This is a genomic window from Kibdelosporangium aridum (assembly GCF_900176515.1).
GTDB classification, from domain to species: domain Bacteria; phylum Actinomycetota; class Actinomycetes; order Mycobacteriales; family Pseudonocardiaceae; genus Kibdelosporangium; species Kibdelosporangium aridum.
This window is the reverse complement of sequence record NZ_FWXV01000012.1, coordinates 184605-198981: the sequence shown is the minus strand read 5'-3', so window position 1 is coordinate 198981 and position 14377 is coordinate 184605. Positions and strand designations below refer to the sequence as shown.

Annotated in this window: 9 protein-coding genes; 6 read left to right on the top strand and 3 right to left on the bottom strand. The window is 66.3% G+C overall.

Annotation, left to right across the window (positions count from 1 at the left end):
* Positions 1 to 5 precede the first annotated feature (5 nt).
* A complete protein-coding gene (gene fxsT, locus B9C43_RS45915; protein WP_084433641.1) occupies positions 6 to 2024 on the bottom strand; it encodes an FxSxx-COOH system tetratricopeptide repeat protein in 2019 nt (672 codons plus the stop codon).
* A 159-nt stretch (positions 2025 to 2183) separates the two neighbouring features.
* Here fxsT and B9C43_RS45910 point away from each other — a divergent pair, with 159 nt between their 5' ends.
* Genes B9C43_RS45910 through B9C43_RS45900 form a run of 3 tightly spaced genes read left to right on the top strand, consistent with a single transcriptional unit; the run spans position 2184 to position 6009 of the window.
* Entirely contained in the window at positions 2184 to 3002 is an 819-nt protein-coding gene (locus B9C43_RS45910; RefSeq protein ID WP_084433640.1) for an ABC transporter ATP-binding protein, read from the top strand.
* A 23-nt stretch (positions 3003 to 3025) separates the two neighbouring features.
* Positions 3026 to 3979 carry an ABC transporter substrate-binding protein gene (locus tag B9C43_RS45905; RefSeq protein WP_033392173.1) on the top strand — a complete coding sequence of 318 codons (954 nt, stop codon included), beginning with the start codon at positions 3026 to 3028 and terminating at the stop codon, positions 3977 to 3979.
* A 2-nt stretch (positions 3980 to 3981) separates the two neighbouring features.
* Positions 3982 to 6009: an iron ABC transporter permease gene (locus tag B9C43_RS45900; RefSeq protein ID WP_407657165.1), complete on the top strand. Its 2028-nt coding sequence runs from the start codon at positions 3982 to 3984 to the stop codon at positions 6007 to 6009.
* Between the two features lie 75 nt (positions 6010 to 6084).
* On the opposite strand, the gene B9C43_RS45895 is transcribed toward B9C43_RS45900, so the two are convergent.
* Complete coding sequence (locus B9C43_RS45895; protein ID WP_143447070.1) at positions 6085 to 6567, bottom strand: hypothetical protein; 483 nt, start codon at positions 6565 to 6567, stop codon at positions 6085 to 6087.
* Between the two features lie 256 nt (positions 6568 to 6823).
* On the opposite strand from B9C43_RS45895, the gene B9C43_RS45890 reads away from it, so the two are divergent.
* The gene (locus B9C43_RS45890; RefSeq protein WP_084433637.1) at positions 6824 to 10078 is read left to right on the top strand and encodes a BTAD domain-containing putative transcriptional regulator; all 3255 of its coding nucleotides are present in this window, start codon (positions 6824 to 6826) and stop codon (positions 10076 to 10078) included.
* Positions 10079 to 10084: 6 nt separating this feature from the next.
* Here the strand turns inward: B9C43_RS45890 and B9C43_RS45885 are convergent, their stop codons facing one another.
* Positions 10085 to 11575 carry a long-chain-fatty-acid--CoA ligase gene (locus B9C43_RS45885; protein WP_084433636.1) on the bottom strand — a complete coding sequence of 497 codons (1491 nt, stop codon included), beginning with the start codon at positions 11573 to 11575 and terminating at the stop codon, positions 10085 to 10087.
* A gap of 85 nt (positions 11576 to 11660) precedes the next feature.
* Here B9C43_RS45885 and B9C43_RS45880 point away from each other — a divergent pair, with 85 nt between their 5' ends.
* Positions 11661 to 12872, top strand: a complete 1212-nt coding sequence (locus B9C43_RS45880; protein ID WP_235039229.1) for a PucR family transcriptional regulator — start codon at positions 11661 to 11663, stop codon at positions 12870 to 12872.
* A gap of 124 nt (positions 12873 to 12996) precedes the next feature.
* Positions 12997 to 14292, top strand: coding sequence for an MFS transporter (locus B9C43_RS45875; protein WP_084433635.1), 1296 nt, complete (start codon positions 12997 to 12999; stop codon positions 14290 to 14292).
* Positions 14293 to 14377 lie beyond the last annotated feature (85 nt).

Here is a 14377-nt window from a genome sequence, read left to right as displayed (position 1 = left end):
CGGGATCAGCTGACGCGCAGGCGGTCGGCCAGTTCGAAGGCTTCCACGGTTTTCGGGTGCGCCTTGCCCAGTTGGGCGTGCAGGATCTGCGCACCCCGGCGCGCGAGATCCGCGGCCGACGGGTCGTTCAACGCGTGCACGGCTCGGGCTTTGAGCAGCAGGGCGTACCCGATGTACAGGTGGTCTGGTGCGTAGCTGGCCTCGCGGATCTGCAGCGCCCGCGAGATCAGCGGGACGGCTGTGGCGTAGTCGTCGAGGCCGAGGTGGAGGTTCGCCAGCGCGATCAGGTCGAAGCTCACGTACGGGTCGTCCGGCCCGTGCGCCGCCTCGTCGATCTGGAGCGCCCGTTCGGCCAGCGGCAGCGCCGCTTCATCGTCACCGAGCCGGTGCATGATCCGCGCCAACGTGGCCAGGTCCGTTGCGATCGCTGGACTTTCCGGCGGCAGGGCGGACTCGTGCAGGCGCAGGGCGCGTTCCGCGAGCGGGCGTGCCTTCTCCGGCGCGCCGAGGTCCTGGTGGATCTGTGCCAGGGCGATCAGGTCGAAGCCGAGCTCCGCGTCCCGGTCCTCGAGCGCCTCGTCGATCGCGAGGGCACGTTCGCACAACGGCAGCGCCATCGAGCGATCCCCGATGCTCAGGACGTACTCCGATGCCAGCCTCAACAACACCGCCGCCTCCGCGGCGCACTCGGCCGGTGGATCGTCCTTGGTCACCGCCAACACATGCGGAAGCAGCTCCTCCCACCGCTCTCGCGCATTCGGGTCCCCGTGGATGTCGTGCGGGACGGCCGCGAGCAGTGCACGCGACACCTGAGTCCGAGTGTCCACGTGTACGTCGTCCGGCATCGAAGCCCGGATGGCGGCCTGGACGAGCCGGTGCAGCAACAAGGTCGTTTCCCCACGCCGCGCGAGACCGAGGCCGGCCAGAGCGCCGACGGTCGTGTCCCACACCAGCGGGTCGGCCACGGCGGCAAGGGTGTCCGGAGTGAACAAGTCCAGCGGAATCGGCTCTGGCGCCAGCAAGGCGCACAGCTGAAGCAGCCGGACCGCTTGGGGCTGGTCGGCTTCCAGGTTTCGCACACTGAGTTGCCACAGGGTGGAGACCACCACCGCTGGCCGGTCGGTCAGCTCGCCCTGCCCGATCATGTCCTCCAACCGGGACGTCAGCAGAGCGAGGTAGGCCTCGGGCGCTGTGTGGTTGTAGTCCATGTATCCGGCCGCTTGTTCCAACGCCAGCGGCAGGTCGCCCAGTCGTTCGGCGATCTGCTCAGCCACCGCTTCGGTCATCCCGGGCACCCGGCGCAGCAGCAGCTGGACCGACTCCTGCCTGCCGAACACGTCCAGGTCGATCACGCCCGCCCGGCTCGACCAGCCGCTCACCCTGGTCGTGACAAGGATGTGGCCGTGGCTCACCAGATCGCCCGACGGCAGCGCGTGCGCGAGCGTGCCCGGTTTCTCCCCGTTGTCGAAGATGATCAGCCAGGGCCTGCGGTCCACCAGCTTGCCGTACACCTTCGGGAAGACCTGGTCGGTGCTGACGTCGGTCAGCCCGAGTTCCCTGGCGAGCGATGCGAACTGAGGCGCCACCAGTTCGGGCTGCTCGGCGTCGACGAAGGCGACGAACCGGTACTTCGACCGGTAGCGGTAGGCGTACTCGACCGCGAGCTGCGTCTTGCCGACACCGCCCAACCCGTGCACGACCTGTGTCGTGACGTCGTTCGCTGAGTTGAGGCGCTGGCGTAGCTCCCGCAGAACGGCGTCGCGGCCAGTGAAGTTGGAGTTGCGCGGCGGGAGCCGGTACGTCGCGGGCGCGGGTAGGTCCTTCGCCTTACGGGTACGGCTTGGTGACTGCCAAAACCCGAATAACGCGAGGGGAATGAGGAGCAGCAGCACCACCCACGGGTTGGTGCGCACGAAGTCGAGCGGTCCCGGCCACCGGCTCTGCCCTGACGCCGCGTTGAACGCGAGGCTGCCGAGGAACAGCACGAGCAATGCGGCCACCGCGCTGGCCAGCGTCCGCCACATGGCTCCCTCTCGACGCCCAAATCAACAGCCAGCGGATCTTAACCCAGCGGCCGGATCGGCCGAGGCGGAGTGAAATTGACCGGTTACGTCAGGTGAAAGCGCTGGTGAGTGCAGTAGATCACGCATAACGGACGATTGAAGTTAGGCTAGGCTGCCCTCATGTCTGCGGCTGCTGGGGCAATGTTGGCTGGTCATGAGCTGATACTCGCCCATCACGACCACGAGGTGGTGCACGGTGTCTCGCTGGAGCTGACTCCAGGCGCCATCACGGCCCTCGTCGGTCCCAACGGCTCCGGCAAGTCGACGCTCCTGCGGTCCCTGGCTCGGTTGCACAAGCCCAAGGGCGGTGACGTCCATCTCGGCGAGCGCGCTGTCTGGAACGGATCTGCGTTGTCCGGCAAAGAGTTCGCGCGCAACGTCACATTGCTTACGCAGCAACGGCCTACACCGTCTGGTGTGTCCGTCAAGGACGTTGTGGGCTACGGGCGGCACCCGTATCGCTCCGGGTGGCGCGGGATCGACCCGGACGGCCCCGCTGCCGTGGCGAAGGCAATGGCGATGACTGGCGTGACTGAAATGGCCGACCGTGGCGTGGACGAGTTGTCCGGCGGTGAGCTGCAACGCGTGTGGCTCGCGTCCTGCCTCGCCCAGGAGACGTCCGTCCTGCTGCTCGACGAGCCGACCAACCACCTCGACCTGCGCTACCAGGTCGAGATCCTCGACGTTGTCCGTGACCTCGCCGTCGACCACCAGGTGGCCGTCGGCGTCGTGCTGCACGACCTTGACCACGCCGCCATCATCGCCGACCGCGTTGTTCTGCTGTCCCAAGGGAAAGCCCTCGCGAGCGGCACCGTGAAGGAAGTGTTCACGGCGCAGAACCTCACCGCGGCGTACGGCGTCGCGGTGCAGGTCGCGGACGATCCAGTGACTGGCTCGCTGCACTGCCGTCCGGTCGGCAGGCACACCCCCAAAGTTTGAACCAATACACGGAGAAACGAGCCATGCGCATCCCTGTCCTCATCGCGGCCACCGCGATGCTGTTGTCCGCCTGCGGAACCACAGAGACACCAACCACTCAACCCACCGAGAACGCCGGCGGACCGGTCAAGGTCACCGACGTGCGCGGCAAGACCGTCGAGTTGAAGTCCGCCGCGAAACGGGTCGTCGCCCTGGAGTGGGGTGAGGCCGAGATGGTCGTGTCGCTGGGTGTGATGCCGGTCGGAGTGGCCGACACCGCGGGCTACAAGACGTGGGATACCGCTGCGCCGCTTGACGCTTCGGTCAAGGACATCGGCAAGCGCAACGAGCCGAGCGTCGACGCGATCGTGGCGCTGAACCCGGATGTCGTCATCATCGCTGAGGAGCGTGACTCGACGCTGGTGCCGCAACTGGAGAAGTACGTGCCGGTCGTCGTGACGAAGTCCAGCGACGCGAGCCGCAACTTCGCCCGGCTGCGCGAGGACCTCAAGCTGATCGCCCAGACCGTCGGCAAGAGCGCCGAAGCGGACAAGCTGCTGTCCGAAATGGACGCCAAGCTGGCCGCGAGCAAGACGGCGCTTGCGGCGAAGGCCGGTACGCCGTTCCTGATGGCCGACGGCTGGCTGGAGGGCAGCACGGTCAGCATCCGCCCGTTCGGCAAGGGCTCACTGGTCTCTGACATCGCCGAGCAGATCGGCCTGCGCAACGCGTGGACGGGCCAGGTCGACGCGCAGTGGGGCCTCGGCCAGACCGACGTCGAAGGACTGACCGCGCTCACCGACCCGAACACGATCCTGCTCTACAGCGCGTCCGAAGAGGACGTGTTCACCACCGGACTCGCGCAGAACCCGGTGTACCAACGGCTTCCGTTCGTGGTGTCCAAGAAGGTCTACAAGCTCCAGCCCGGCACGTGGACCTTCGGCGGCCCGAAGTCCGTTGTGCACATCGCTGAGCAGATCACGAAGGCGCTCGCCTGACCGTGCGCAGCGCCGTCGTGACGGCGGCGGCCGTGGTGGCAATCGCCGCGCTCGCCGCCGTCCATCTCACTCAGGGCACAGCCGATACCGGTGTGCTCGATGTGCTCCGCGCCCTCTTCGGTGATGGCGACGAGCAAACACAAGCGGTTCTCTCGGGTTCTCGCGTGCCGCGCTTGCTCACCGCGCTGCTGCTCGGCATTGCGCTGGGCGTCGCGGGCGCGGGTATGCAGTCCGTGGCACGCAACCCGCTCGCCGCACCCGACACGCTCGCGGTCAACGCGGGCGCATGGCTGGCCGTCGTTGCGATCTCCGCGTTCGGCCTTACGCTGCCGACACTGCCTGCGGGTGCGACGGCGTTCGTCGGAGCCCTCGGCGCGGCTGTCGTAGTGCTCGGCTTGTCCGGCGCTGGCTCGACGACGCCAAGGCTGATCCTGGTCGGCTCAGCCGTGACGCTGGCCTTGCAGTCGATCACGATCCTGCTGCTGCTGATGTACGAGCAGGAGACGTCAGGCCTGTTCGCCTGGGGAAGCGGCTCGCTGAGCGTGGCGAACCTCGACGCCACAGCGCAGATGGCACCCGTCGTGCTCGCCGCGACCGTGGCACTGGTCGCGATGGGACGGTCGCTGGATCTTCTCGCGTTGGGTGACGACAACGCGACCGTGCTCGGGCTTAAAGTGCAGCGCACGCGCATCGGTGCGGTGCTGCTGACTGTGGCGCTGACCGCTGCGGCCGTCACGGTCGCGGGACCGGTTGGGTTCGTCGGTCTGTGCGCTCCGGTGATCACGCGCTTGCTGACGCCGGGAGAGGGACGGCATCGCGTGCTGCTGCCGTTGTCCGGTTTGGTCGGTGTGGTGCTGGTGCTTGGCGCGGACGTGCTCCTGCGGGCCGCGATGGGATCGGCCGAGGCGTTGCGCGTGCCCACTGGCGTCACGACAACGTTGCTGGGCGCGATCGTGCTGATTTGGCTGGCGCGTCGCGGCCGCTCCAGCGGCTCCCGGCCACAGGCCCCGGCTGGGCGCGTGAGTGTGGCAGGTTCACGGCGGCGTCTGGCCAGCACGAGCGTGGTTGTCGTAGTTCTGCTGATCGCCGCGCCGATCGTGGGCATGTTGCTTGGGGATCGCCTGGTGCTGCTGGGCGACTTGGTGAACTGGATGTCCGGCACGACAGGCAACGCGCTGACGTTCGTGCTCGACCAACGTCTGCCCCGGGTGCTGGCCGCTCTCACCGCGGGCGCCGCGCTTGCCGTGGCTGGCTGCGGTATCCAGTCGGTGAGCCGTAACCCGCTCGCTGAACCGGGGTTGCTCGGCATCACGTCCGGTGCGGGTCTTGGCGCGATCGGCCTGATCACGTTCGTGCCGCTGGCCGGTACGTGGCAGATCACCGGCGCGGCCGCGTTGGGTGCCGCGGCGGCGTTCGCGCTGGTCTACGGCCTGGCGTGGCGTTCGGGCCTGGACACCGACCGGCTGGTGATCATCGGCATCGGCCTGTGGTCGGGCGGGATGGCGCTGATCACCCTGCTGATCGTGACCTCGGACCCGTGGAACACCGCGAAAGCTCTGACGTGGCTGTCCGGCTCCACCTACGGCCGCACGCTCGATCAGGTGCTGCCGAGTGCGATCGCTCTGCTCGCGCTGACACCGTTGCTCTGGTCCCGCCATCGCGAACTGGATCTGCAGAGCCTCGACGAGGACACACCGCGCATCCTTGGCCTGCCCATGGAACGCTCACGCATGGTGATCCTTGTCGCCGCAGGCATTCTCGCCGCGACAGCAGTGTCCGCGATCGGCGTGGTGGCATTCATCGGCCTCGTCGCACCGCACTTGGCCCGCTCCCTTGTCGGCGGCCGTCACGCGCGCGTGCTCCCCATCGCGGCGGCACTCGGCGCCATCCTCGTGAGCGCCGCGGACACGTTGGGGCGCACCGTGATCGCCCCCGCGCAAATACCCGCGGGCCTCGTGATCGCTCTCGTCGGCACGCCTTATTTCGTCGTGGTGCTTTGGCGGACGCGGCAAGCCACCACAACGACGTGAATTGGCCTCCGCCGATCCGGTCGTGCCGGACCGGCGGAGGCGCCATCGGACACAACTACTCAGGCAGATCCGCCTTTAGTAGTCCCAAGGCCAATCGATCGCGATCGGCCCGACCACCGACTGTTGTCTGATTTTGTCCCAGGCGAAACCGTACTTGTTGAATACCGCGGCGCTGACGATGTGGCGGTAGCCGACGGAGCTGTCCCAGATGTAGACCGGGTCCGCGACGGTCAGCTTCGCGAGATGAGCATTGTGGAGTTCGACATACGTGGGATAGCAGCGTACGAGGTTGTCGTACGTCACGATCCCATCCCAGCTGTTCCACAGGTTGAAGTATGTGGCTTCGTCGGGAATCAAACGCAGCGTGAACTCCGGGTCGATCAGGTACACCTCGGCGAATGCCGATTGTTTTACTCGCTGGCCGGGTTGTGGGCAGTCGGCATCCACAGTGGCGGGTTTCGCGGTCGCGGACATCGCATCCGCTGCGACCGGTTTCGGTGGAGTAGGCGAGGCGTTCGCGGCTCCCGTTGTGCCGAGGGAGAGCGACAAGCCTGCCATGAGGACGACTGCGGCAGAGCGGAAGCGCCACCTGGTTTTCATCTTTGTCCGACCCCCTGTGTTTTTGTGTGTGAACTCACGCATTGAAATTAGTGAACTCGGGTTGGTGACTTTCTTGGATGTGCCTGAGCTGCGGAGACCTGGAGATGGTTCCGTGTGCTGCGGCAAAGTTGCCGCCGGGGTTGCCCCTGATGGACGTCGCGCAGCGTGACCGTTCGCGGCATCATGGGACACCGCAAGCCTGTGGGGGCGGGGGATGACTGATCCGAACGTGGGGGAGCTCGGTGCCGCTGTTCGCGCATACCGGGCACGCAATGGGTTGACACAGCGAGACATGGCCGAACTGGCCGGCATCAGCGAACGCGCGCTGCGTTACATCGAAAAGGGAACGATCCAACGACCGCGGCAGGCGTCGATCCGGCAGTTGACGGCCATCCTGCAGCGATCCGGTGGGCTGGCCATGGCCGTGCTCGGCCCGCTGGTTGTGCGTCGCGGCGATCGGCCAGTGGTGATCGCGCGCCCGCAGCTGCGTAGTTTTCTCGGGTTGCTCGCGTTGCATGCCAACCAGGTCGTGTCGCACGCGGAGATCATCGAGGTGCTGTGGGGACACGAACCGCCTGGGACGTACCGCGAATTGCTGCACGGGATGGTGTCGCGGCTGCGAAAGGTCCTTGGCAGCGATGTCATCAGTACCCGCCACTCCGGCTATCGGCTCGACATCGATCCGGATCAGCTTGACCTGCTCCAGTTCGACGCGGCGCGCGAATCCGGTGACGTGCGGACGATGGCGCGAGCCCTCGGGTATTGGCGGTCGAGCGTTCTGGAGGATCTGCCGGAAGCCGTGCGGCACCACCCGACCGCGATCGCCATCGACAAGCGGCGATTGGCGACTGCGCTTGCCTACGCCGAAGCAGCCATGGCGCAAGGCGAGTCTGCGAAGGCCGCCGACCAATTGAGGTTGTTGCTACCCAATGAGCCGCTCCATGAAGGGCTGCACGCCAAGCTCATGCTGGCGCTCGCGGCAAACGGCCAGCAGGCGGAATCGCTCGCGTTGTACGCCGAAATCCATGATCGCCTTGTTGCCGAACTAGGCGTGCGGCCAGGCGATGAGTTACGCAAGGCGCATGTGCGCGTCCTGCGAGGCAAGGTTGCTGGACGTCCGGAATCTCAGCAGCAGCTTGCTCCCGCTCAATTGCCCGCTGACGTCAACGGTTTCGCCGGACGCGGCGGTGATCTGGCGCGTATCGACGCACTGCGGACCAAGCAGCTCGTGGTGATTCACGCGATCGCGGGCATGGGCAAGACGGCGCTGGCCGTGCGCTGGGGGCACCGCGAGCTGGCGTCGTTCCCGGATGGCCAGTTGTACGTCAACTTGCGAGGTTTCGATCCTGTGGCACCGCCTGTGGATCCGGGACACGTGCTTGGCCGGTTCCTGCGAGCGTTCGGCGTCGATCCAGCCGGGATCCCGCAGGACACCGACGAGCGCGCCGCTCAGTTCCGCTCACTCCTCGCGGGCAAACGGGTGCTGGTCGTGCTGGACAACGCGGCCACCGCCGATCAGGTCCGCCCCCTGTTGCCTGGCACGACATCCTGTCTTGTCCTGGTCACGAGCCGCAACCGGCTCAGCCCCCTTGTCGCAATCGACGGCGGGTGCCCCCTCGCCCTTGCCCCACTCGAGCCTTCGGAAGCGTCAACGCTGCTGGAAAACGCACTTGGCCGGACACGAGTGGACGCCGAGCCTGCGGAAGCTGCCGAGCTGGCGAGGCTTTGTGGTCACCTCCCGCTCGCATTGCGGCTTGCGGCAGGGAAACTGTCGTCGCGTCCACAGCAGACGATCACCGAGGTCATCGGTGAACTGATCGGAGAGTACGGCCTCGCCGCGTTGCGACTCGCCGACGACCCACGGGCGAGCGTCAGCGCGGCGTTCGACCTTTCGTACGCGGCGCTCGATCCAGCGGAACAAACTCTGTTCCGCCGCCTGGGGCTCATCCCAGGTCCCGATTTCACCGTGCCCGCGGCCGCCAGTCTGCTGGACACTCCGGATCCACACCAAGCAGCCGAGCTGCTTGACCGGCTGATCGTCGCCAACCTCGTCGAGCCGTACGCCTCGGGCCGCTACCGCCTGCACGACCTCGTTCGCTTGTATGCCACGGAAATGTGCGGCGATGACAGGGATGCCTATGCCCGTCTGATGAACTGGTACCTGAACAAGGCACGAGCAGCCGCACGCCTGCTGCACGCCGACTTGCAATACCTCGACGACGGCCAGCCGTCACCGGCAGACGTCATGTTCGCGGACGCCGGACAGGGACGGGCTTGGCTGCAGGCCGAGGAGGTGAACATTGTCGCCGCCATCCGGGACGCGGCAGGCTCCTCGGTCGCATCGATGGCATGGCTTCTGGCCGATGCCACCAACGGCTACTTCTTGATGCGCATGCGCAATCTAGACGAGTGGCATGTCAGCACCCGAGCCGCCATCAAAGCGGCTGAACAAGTGGGAGATGGGCGTGCACACGCAGCCATGCAGCTCGCGGTTGGCGCAGCGTACTGGCGCGTCGGTGACCTGAAGAGGTTTGTCGAGTCCTGTACCCGCTCATGGGAACTGGCCAGGCGGGTCACATGGGAGCTCGGCATGGTGCACTCGTCGGCCTTCATCTGTGAGGGAAAACTAGGGCTCGGCCTGGCTCGCGAAGTGATGGAACCGGTCGAGCGCCTGATCGCCGATTCCCGCACGCGAGACTTCACCATTGGTGTGGTGCACGGCTTGATCCTGCGGGGAAGCGCGTTGGCTCAGATGGGTGAACTGCGCTCCGCGGAGCGATCCATGCGGGAAGGGGTGGCCATCGGCAGCCAGAGCAACTCCGTGGTCATACTCGGTGAAGCTTTGCGTTGCCTTGGCGGTGTGTACTCACAACTCGGACGGACACGGGAAGCCGAGCAGGCCTACGCCGATTCAGCAGTGGCTGCCAGGCGATCGGGCGCTTGGCTCCAGCAGATAGGCCATCTCATCGTGATGACAAGGCTTGCGTACCAGTCCGGTGATCGGGAAACCGCTGAAAGCCTTGTCCAGCGAGCACTGACGCTCGGCGAGGAGTCCGGCAACCGGGTGTCGCATGTGGACGTGCTGGGTTTCGCGGGCTGGCTGTTCAGCGCCTGCGGCTGTTTGCCAACAGCTTTCGAACAGTACCGAAGAGCACGTGAGATCTCACACCAAGGCGATTTCATCTTCGCCGAGGCTGAGGCACTGATCGGTCTTGCCCGCACAAGCGTTCAAATGGGGGACAACAGTGCGGCGCTTTCCTTCGCGCGGCAAGCTCTTTCCATCGCTGAGACCCAGGGATACCAAGTGGTCATCGGCCAGGCGTTGACCGCGTTGGCCGAAGCCGAAATCGAACAGGGAAACTTGGCACAGGCGAAAACCTACGCTCGCCGCGCACTGGATGTGCACCGGCGGACCGGCCACGAGCCAGGCGAACGAACGACTTTGAAGATCATCGAGAAGGCCTCGTGAGGAATCTCAGTCGAGTCGGTCATGGCTGATCCTCAGTTCGCGCTTGAGGATCTTGCCGGTGGCGTTCTTGGGCAGTTCGCCGACGATCCGTACCGTGCGCGGGTACTTGTAGGCGGCGACCTTTCCCTTGACGAAGTCCCGCAGTTCGTCGGCGGTGGCAGTAGCCGGGGGCTTCAGTGCGACGACCGCAGCGACCTCCTCGCCCAGTTCGGTATGCGGCACACCGATCACCGCGGCTTCGCCGACGGCGGGGTGTTCATAGAGGACTTCCTCGATCTCCCGTGGGTAGACGTTGTAACCGCCACGGATGATCATGTCCTTCTTCCGGTCCACAATGTAGTAGAAGCCGTCCTCGTCCTGGCGGCCCAGATCGCCGCTGTGGAACCAGCCGTCCCGGATCGCCTTCGCGGTCTGTTCCGGCTTGCCCCTATAGCCCTTCATCACGTTGTGGCCCTTGATCGTGATCTCCCCGATCTCGCCCGGCGGCACGTCTTCGCCGTGGTCGTCGACGATGCGGAACCGCACTCCGCTGACCGGCGTGCCGATCGAACCCGGCCGTCGCTTGCCGGGCACGTTGAACGACGCGATCGGTGAGGTCTCCGACAGCCCGTACCCCTCCATGATCACGCAGCCAAACGCTTGCTCGAACGCGGTGATCACCTCGGCGGGCAACGGCGCTCCGCCGGCGAGGCAGACCCGTAGCGACGACAAGTCGTGGTTCGCCCGGTCGGGGTGGTTGGCCAGCGCCACGTACATCGTCGGCACGCCTTCGAACACGGTCACCTTGTCGCGCTGCAGGACTTTCAACGCCTTGGCCGCGTCGAACCTCGACATCAGGGTCAGGCAGCCGCCCACGGCGACCACCACGTTGAGGCCGACTGTCTGGCCGAAGACGTGGAACAGCGGCAGCGCCCCGAACACCACGTCCTCGGCGGTGGCCTGGATCAGGTCGCGGACCGCGATCTCGACGTTGCGCATCAGGTTGGCGTGCGTAAACTCCGCGCCCTTGGGCCGCCCGGTGGTGCCGGACGTGTAGAAGATCACCGCAGTGTCCTCATCGGCCCGATCGACAACATGGTCGATCGGTGGCGCGGCAGTCAATGACCCGTCGACGACGACGCACGCCGTGTCGGCCAGCTTCGCGCCCGCCTTGGCTCCGGGCTGGAAGTCCTCCCACACGAAGAGCACCTTGGCGCCGGAATCGCTGAGGTAGTACGCCACCTCGCGCTCCTTGAACAGCGGGTTCATCGGCACCACAACCGCACCCGCGCGCAGTGTCGCGTAGTACAACACCGCGAACTGCGGCACGTTCGGCAGCATGATCCCGACGCGATCACCTGGCTGGACACCGTGTTCGGCGAGTAGCCCGGCCGCGCGTTTCGTCGCGTCGTCCAGCTCTGAGTACGTCAGCATCGTGTCGTCCAGCCTGATCGCGACACGATCCGGGTACTGGGCCGCCGTGCGGGCGAGGTTCGCGGCAAGGTTCACGACGGCCATAGTCGACAGAGGTCCCACGTCCCGCCTATGTTCGGCGGTACAAAACGTCCCCGGCTTCGGTGTGCGGCGATGACACACTTGCGCTGTGCGAAGCAGCAGGCGGGAACTTCCGGACGAGGGCGTGGCCAAGCTGGTGGCGGAGGCCGAGCGGCGGTTGCCCGAGGTCACCGACAGTGCGGTCAAGAAGGTCCAGGCGGCCATGGAGGTGTACCGGGCCGGAGCCGTGATACCGCCCGCCGAACTGCGTCAGTACGTCGAAGCCAACCTGCGTGAGATCGTGCACGGCCTGTCCGCACCCGGCACTCCCGAACTGACCAGGGCGCGTGTGACGGGCAAACGCCGCGCCGAACAGGGCGTGCCCCTGTCGGAGGTGGTGCGTGCCTTCCGGATCGGGTTCGCCGAGATCTGGAACGTCCTGGTCGAGGAGGCCGACCGGGTGGGCCCGGACATGGTGCGCACGCTGGTGTCGGCGGCCACCACGCTGTGGTACCTGGCCGACGACTTCGCCGAGGCGATGAGCGAGGCTTACCGCGACACCGTCGCCGAACTGGCTTCCCGGCAGCGGCAGCAACGCTCGGCACTGGTCGAAGCCCTGTTCTCCGGGCAGCGGCTCGACCAGGCCGCGCTGTGGCAGATCTCGGAGCTGCTGCAGATGCCGATCGACGGGTTGTTCCTCGTGGTCGCCGCGGAGTCACCGGAGCTGGGCGAGGAGGCGTTGCCCAGCATCGAGTCCAGGTTGGACGCGATGAACCTCGGCTCCGCGTGGCGGCTCACCCCGGAGACACAGGTCGGGGTGATCTCCTTGCGGTCCACGGCCGCGCAGGCCCCGGTACTCGACCTGTTGCGGCGGCACGCCACGTCCCGCATCGGTGTCAGCCCCGCTTTCAGCGGCCTGATGAGCACTCCACGGGCATTGCACTTCGCCACGGTCGCGCTCGCCAGCCTGCCGCTCGGCCAACCGGGTGTCTTCCAGTTCGACGACTCACCGTTGACCGCGTTGGTGGCCAGCGCGCCGGAGGAGGCGACACAACTGGCGCACCAGGTGCTCGGCGGCGTACTTCAACTCGGCGACGAAGGCACTGTCCTGCTTGACACCCTGCAGGCCTGGTTCGACTGCGCTGGGTCTACAAAGGACACAGCGGACCGGTTGTTCTGCCATCCGAACACCGTCCGGTACCGGTTGCGCGGGCTACAGGACATAACCGGACGTTCCCTGACAAATCCGGCACACCAGGCGGAGTTGCTCACCGGGCTGCGCGCCATCGGGACGTACCCCAAAGGCGAGCCCTTGGCATGACGTGACAACCGGGTGACGTGGATCCTGTGGCCCGGCACATGGGCCCTGGCGGGCACCGCTTCTAGGTTCGAGAACGTCCGGCTCGTTCTCCTGCTGGCGGCGTTGCCGCCCACAGAGGTGATTCATGTCCGCTTCCAGCACAGTCACGCCGGTGCGCGGTCGCCGGGTCGCGCTCGCCGCGATGGTCGCCGCGTCGATCGAGTGGTACGACTTCTTCATCTACGCCACGGCTGCGGCGCTTGTCTTCGGCAAGGCATTCTTCCCCGGAGTCAGTCCTGTCTCGGCGACGCTCGCCTCGTTCGCCACCTTCGGCGTCGGGTTCGCCGCCCGGCCGTTGGGCGGGATCGTGTTCGGGCACTTCGGCGACAAGCTCGGGCGCAAGCCGATGCTCGTGGTGTCCCTGCTGTTGATGGCCGTGTCCACCACGCTGATCGGTCTGCTGCCGACGTACGCGAGCATCGGCGTGTTCGCCCCGTTCGCCCTGGTACTGCTGCGAATCTGCCAAGGGCTGGCGATCGGCGGCCAGTGGGGTGGCGCGATGCTGCTGGCCATCGAGTCCGCGCCACCGGGCAAACGCGGGCTGTACGGCAGCTTCGTACAGGTGGGCGTCCCGATCGGAATGGTGCTGGGCAACACGGTCTTCCTCGTCGTGGCTGCGATCGTGAGCCCGGCGCAGTTCGACGCATGGGGCTGGCGGATCCCGTTCCTGCTCAGCTCGGTGACCGCGCTGATCGCGTTCTACATCCACCGGCGAGTCGACGACACGCCCGAGTACCTGGCCGCGGAATCGCCGGGGCGGCGCCGTTCCCCGGTCATCGAGGTGGTGCGCAGGCACCCGACGGCTGTGCTGTTCGCGTCCAGTGTCTACATCGTCCTCAGTGCAGCGTTCTACATCCTTGCGGCTGGTCTGCTGGACTACGGGACACGCACGTTGGGCATCCCGAAAAGCTCGATGCTGCTCGCGGTTCTGGTCAGCGTGAGCTCGATGGTGCTGACTCTGCCGCTGTTCGCGGCGCTGTCCGATCGAGTGGGACGCAAACCGGTCTTCGCGGTGGGAGCGGTGGCCACCGGGATATCGGTCTTCGCGGTGTTCCCGTTGGTCGAGACACTCAACGTGGGACTGGCCATCCTCGGCCTGGTGATCACGATGACCACGATCGCCATGATGTACGGCCCGCAGGCTGCTCTGTTCGCCGAGATGTTCCCCGCCCACTTGCGCTATTCGGGTGCTTCGTTGGGCTATCAGATCGCCAACGTGATCGGTGGCGGATTCGCCCCGTTCGTCATGGTCCTGTTGTTGGAGTCCACCGGGAGTTCGTTGTCGGTCGCGGTGTACATCGCCGTGCTGGCCGTGATCGCGTTGGTGGCACTGGCTTTCATCTCTGACAGGCATGAAGTCGATGCCGAGGTGAGCCGCTGACGAGTACGCACTCTGATCCGCGGGCGGACAACCGTTCGCGGCCGCATGCGTCTGTAGCTGTGCACCGCAGTCCATGCGAAGGTCA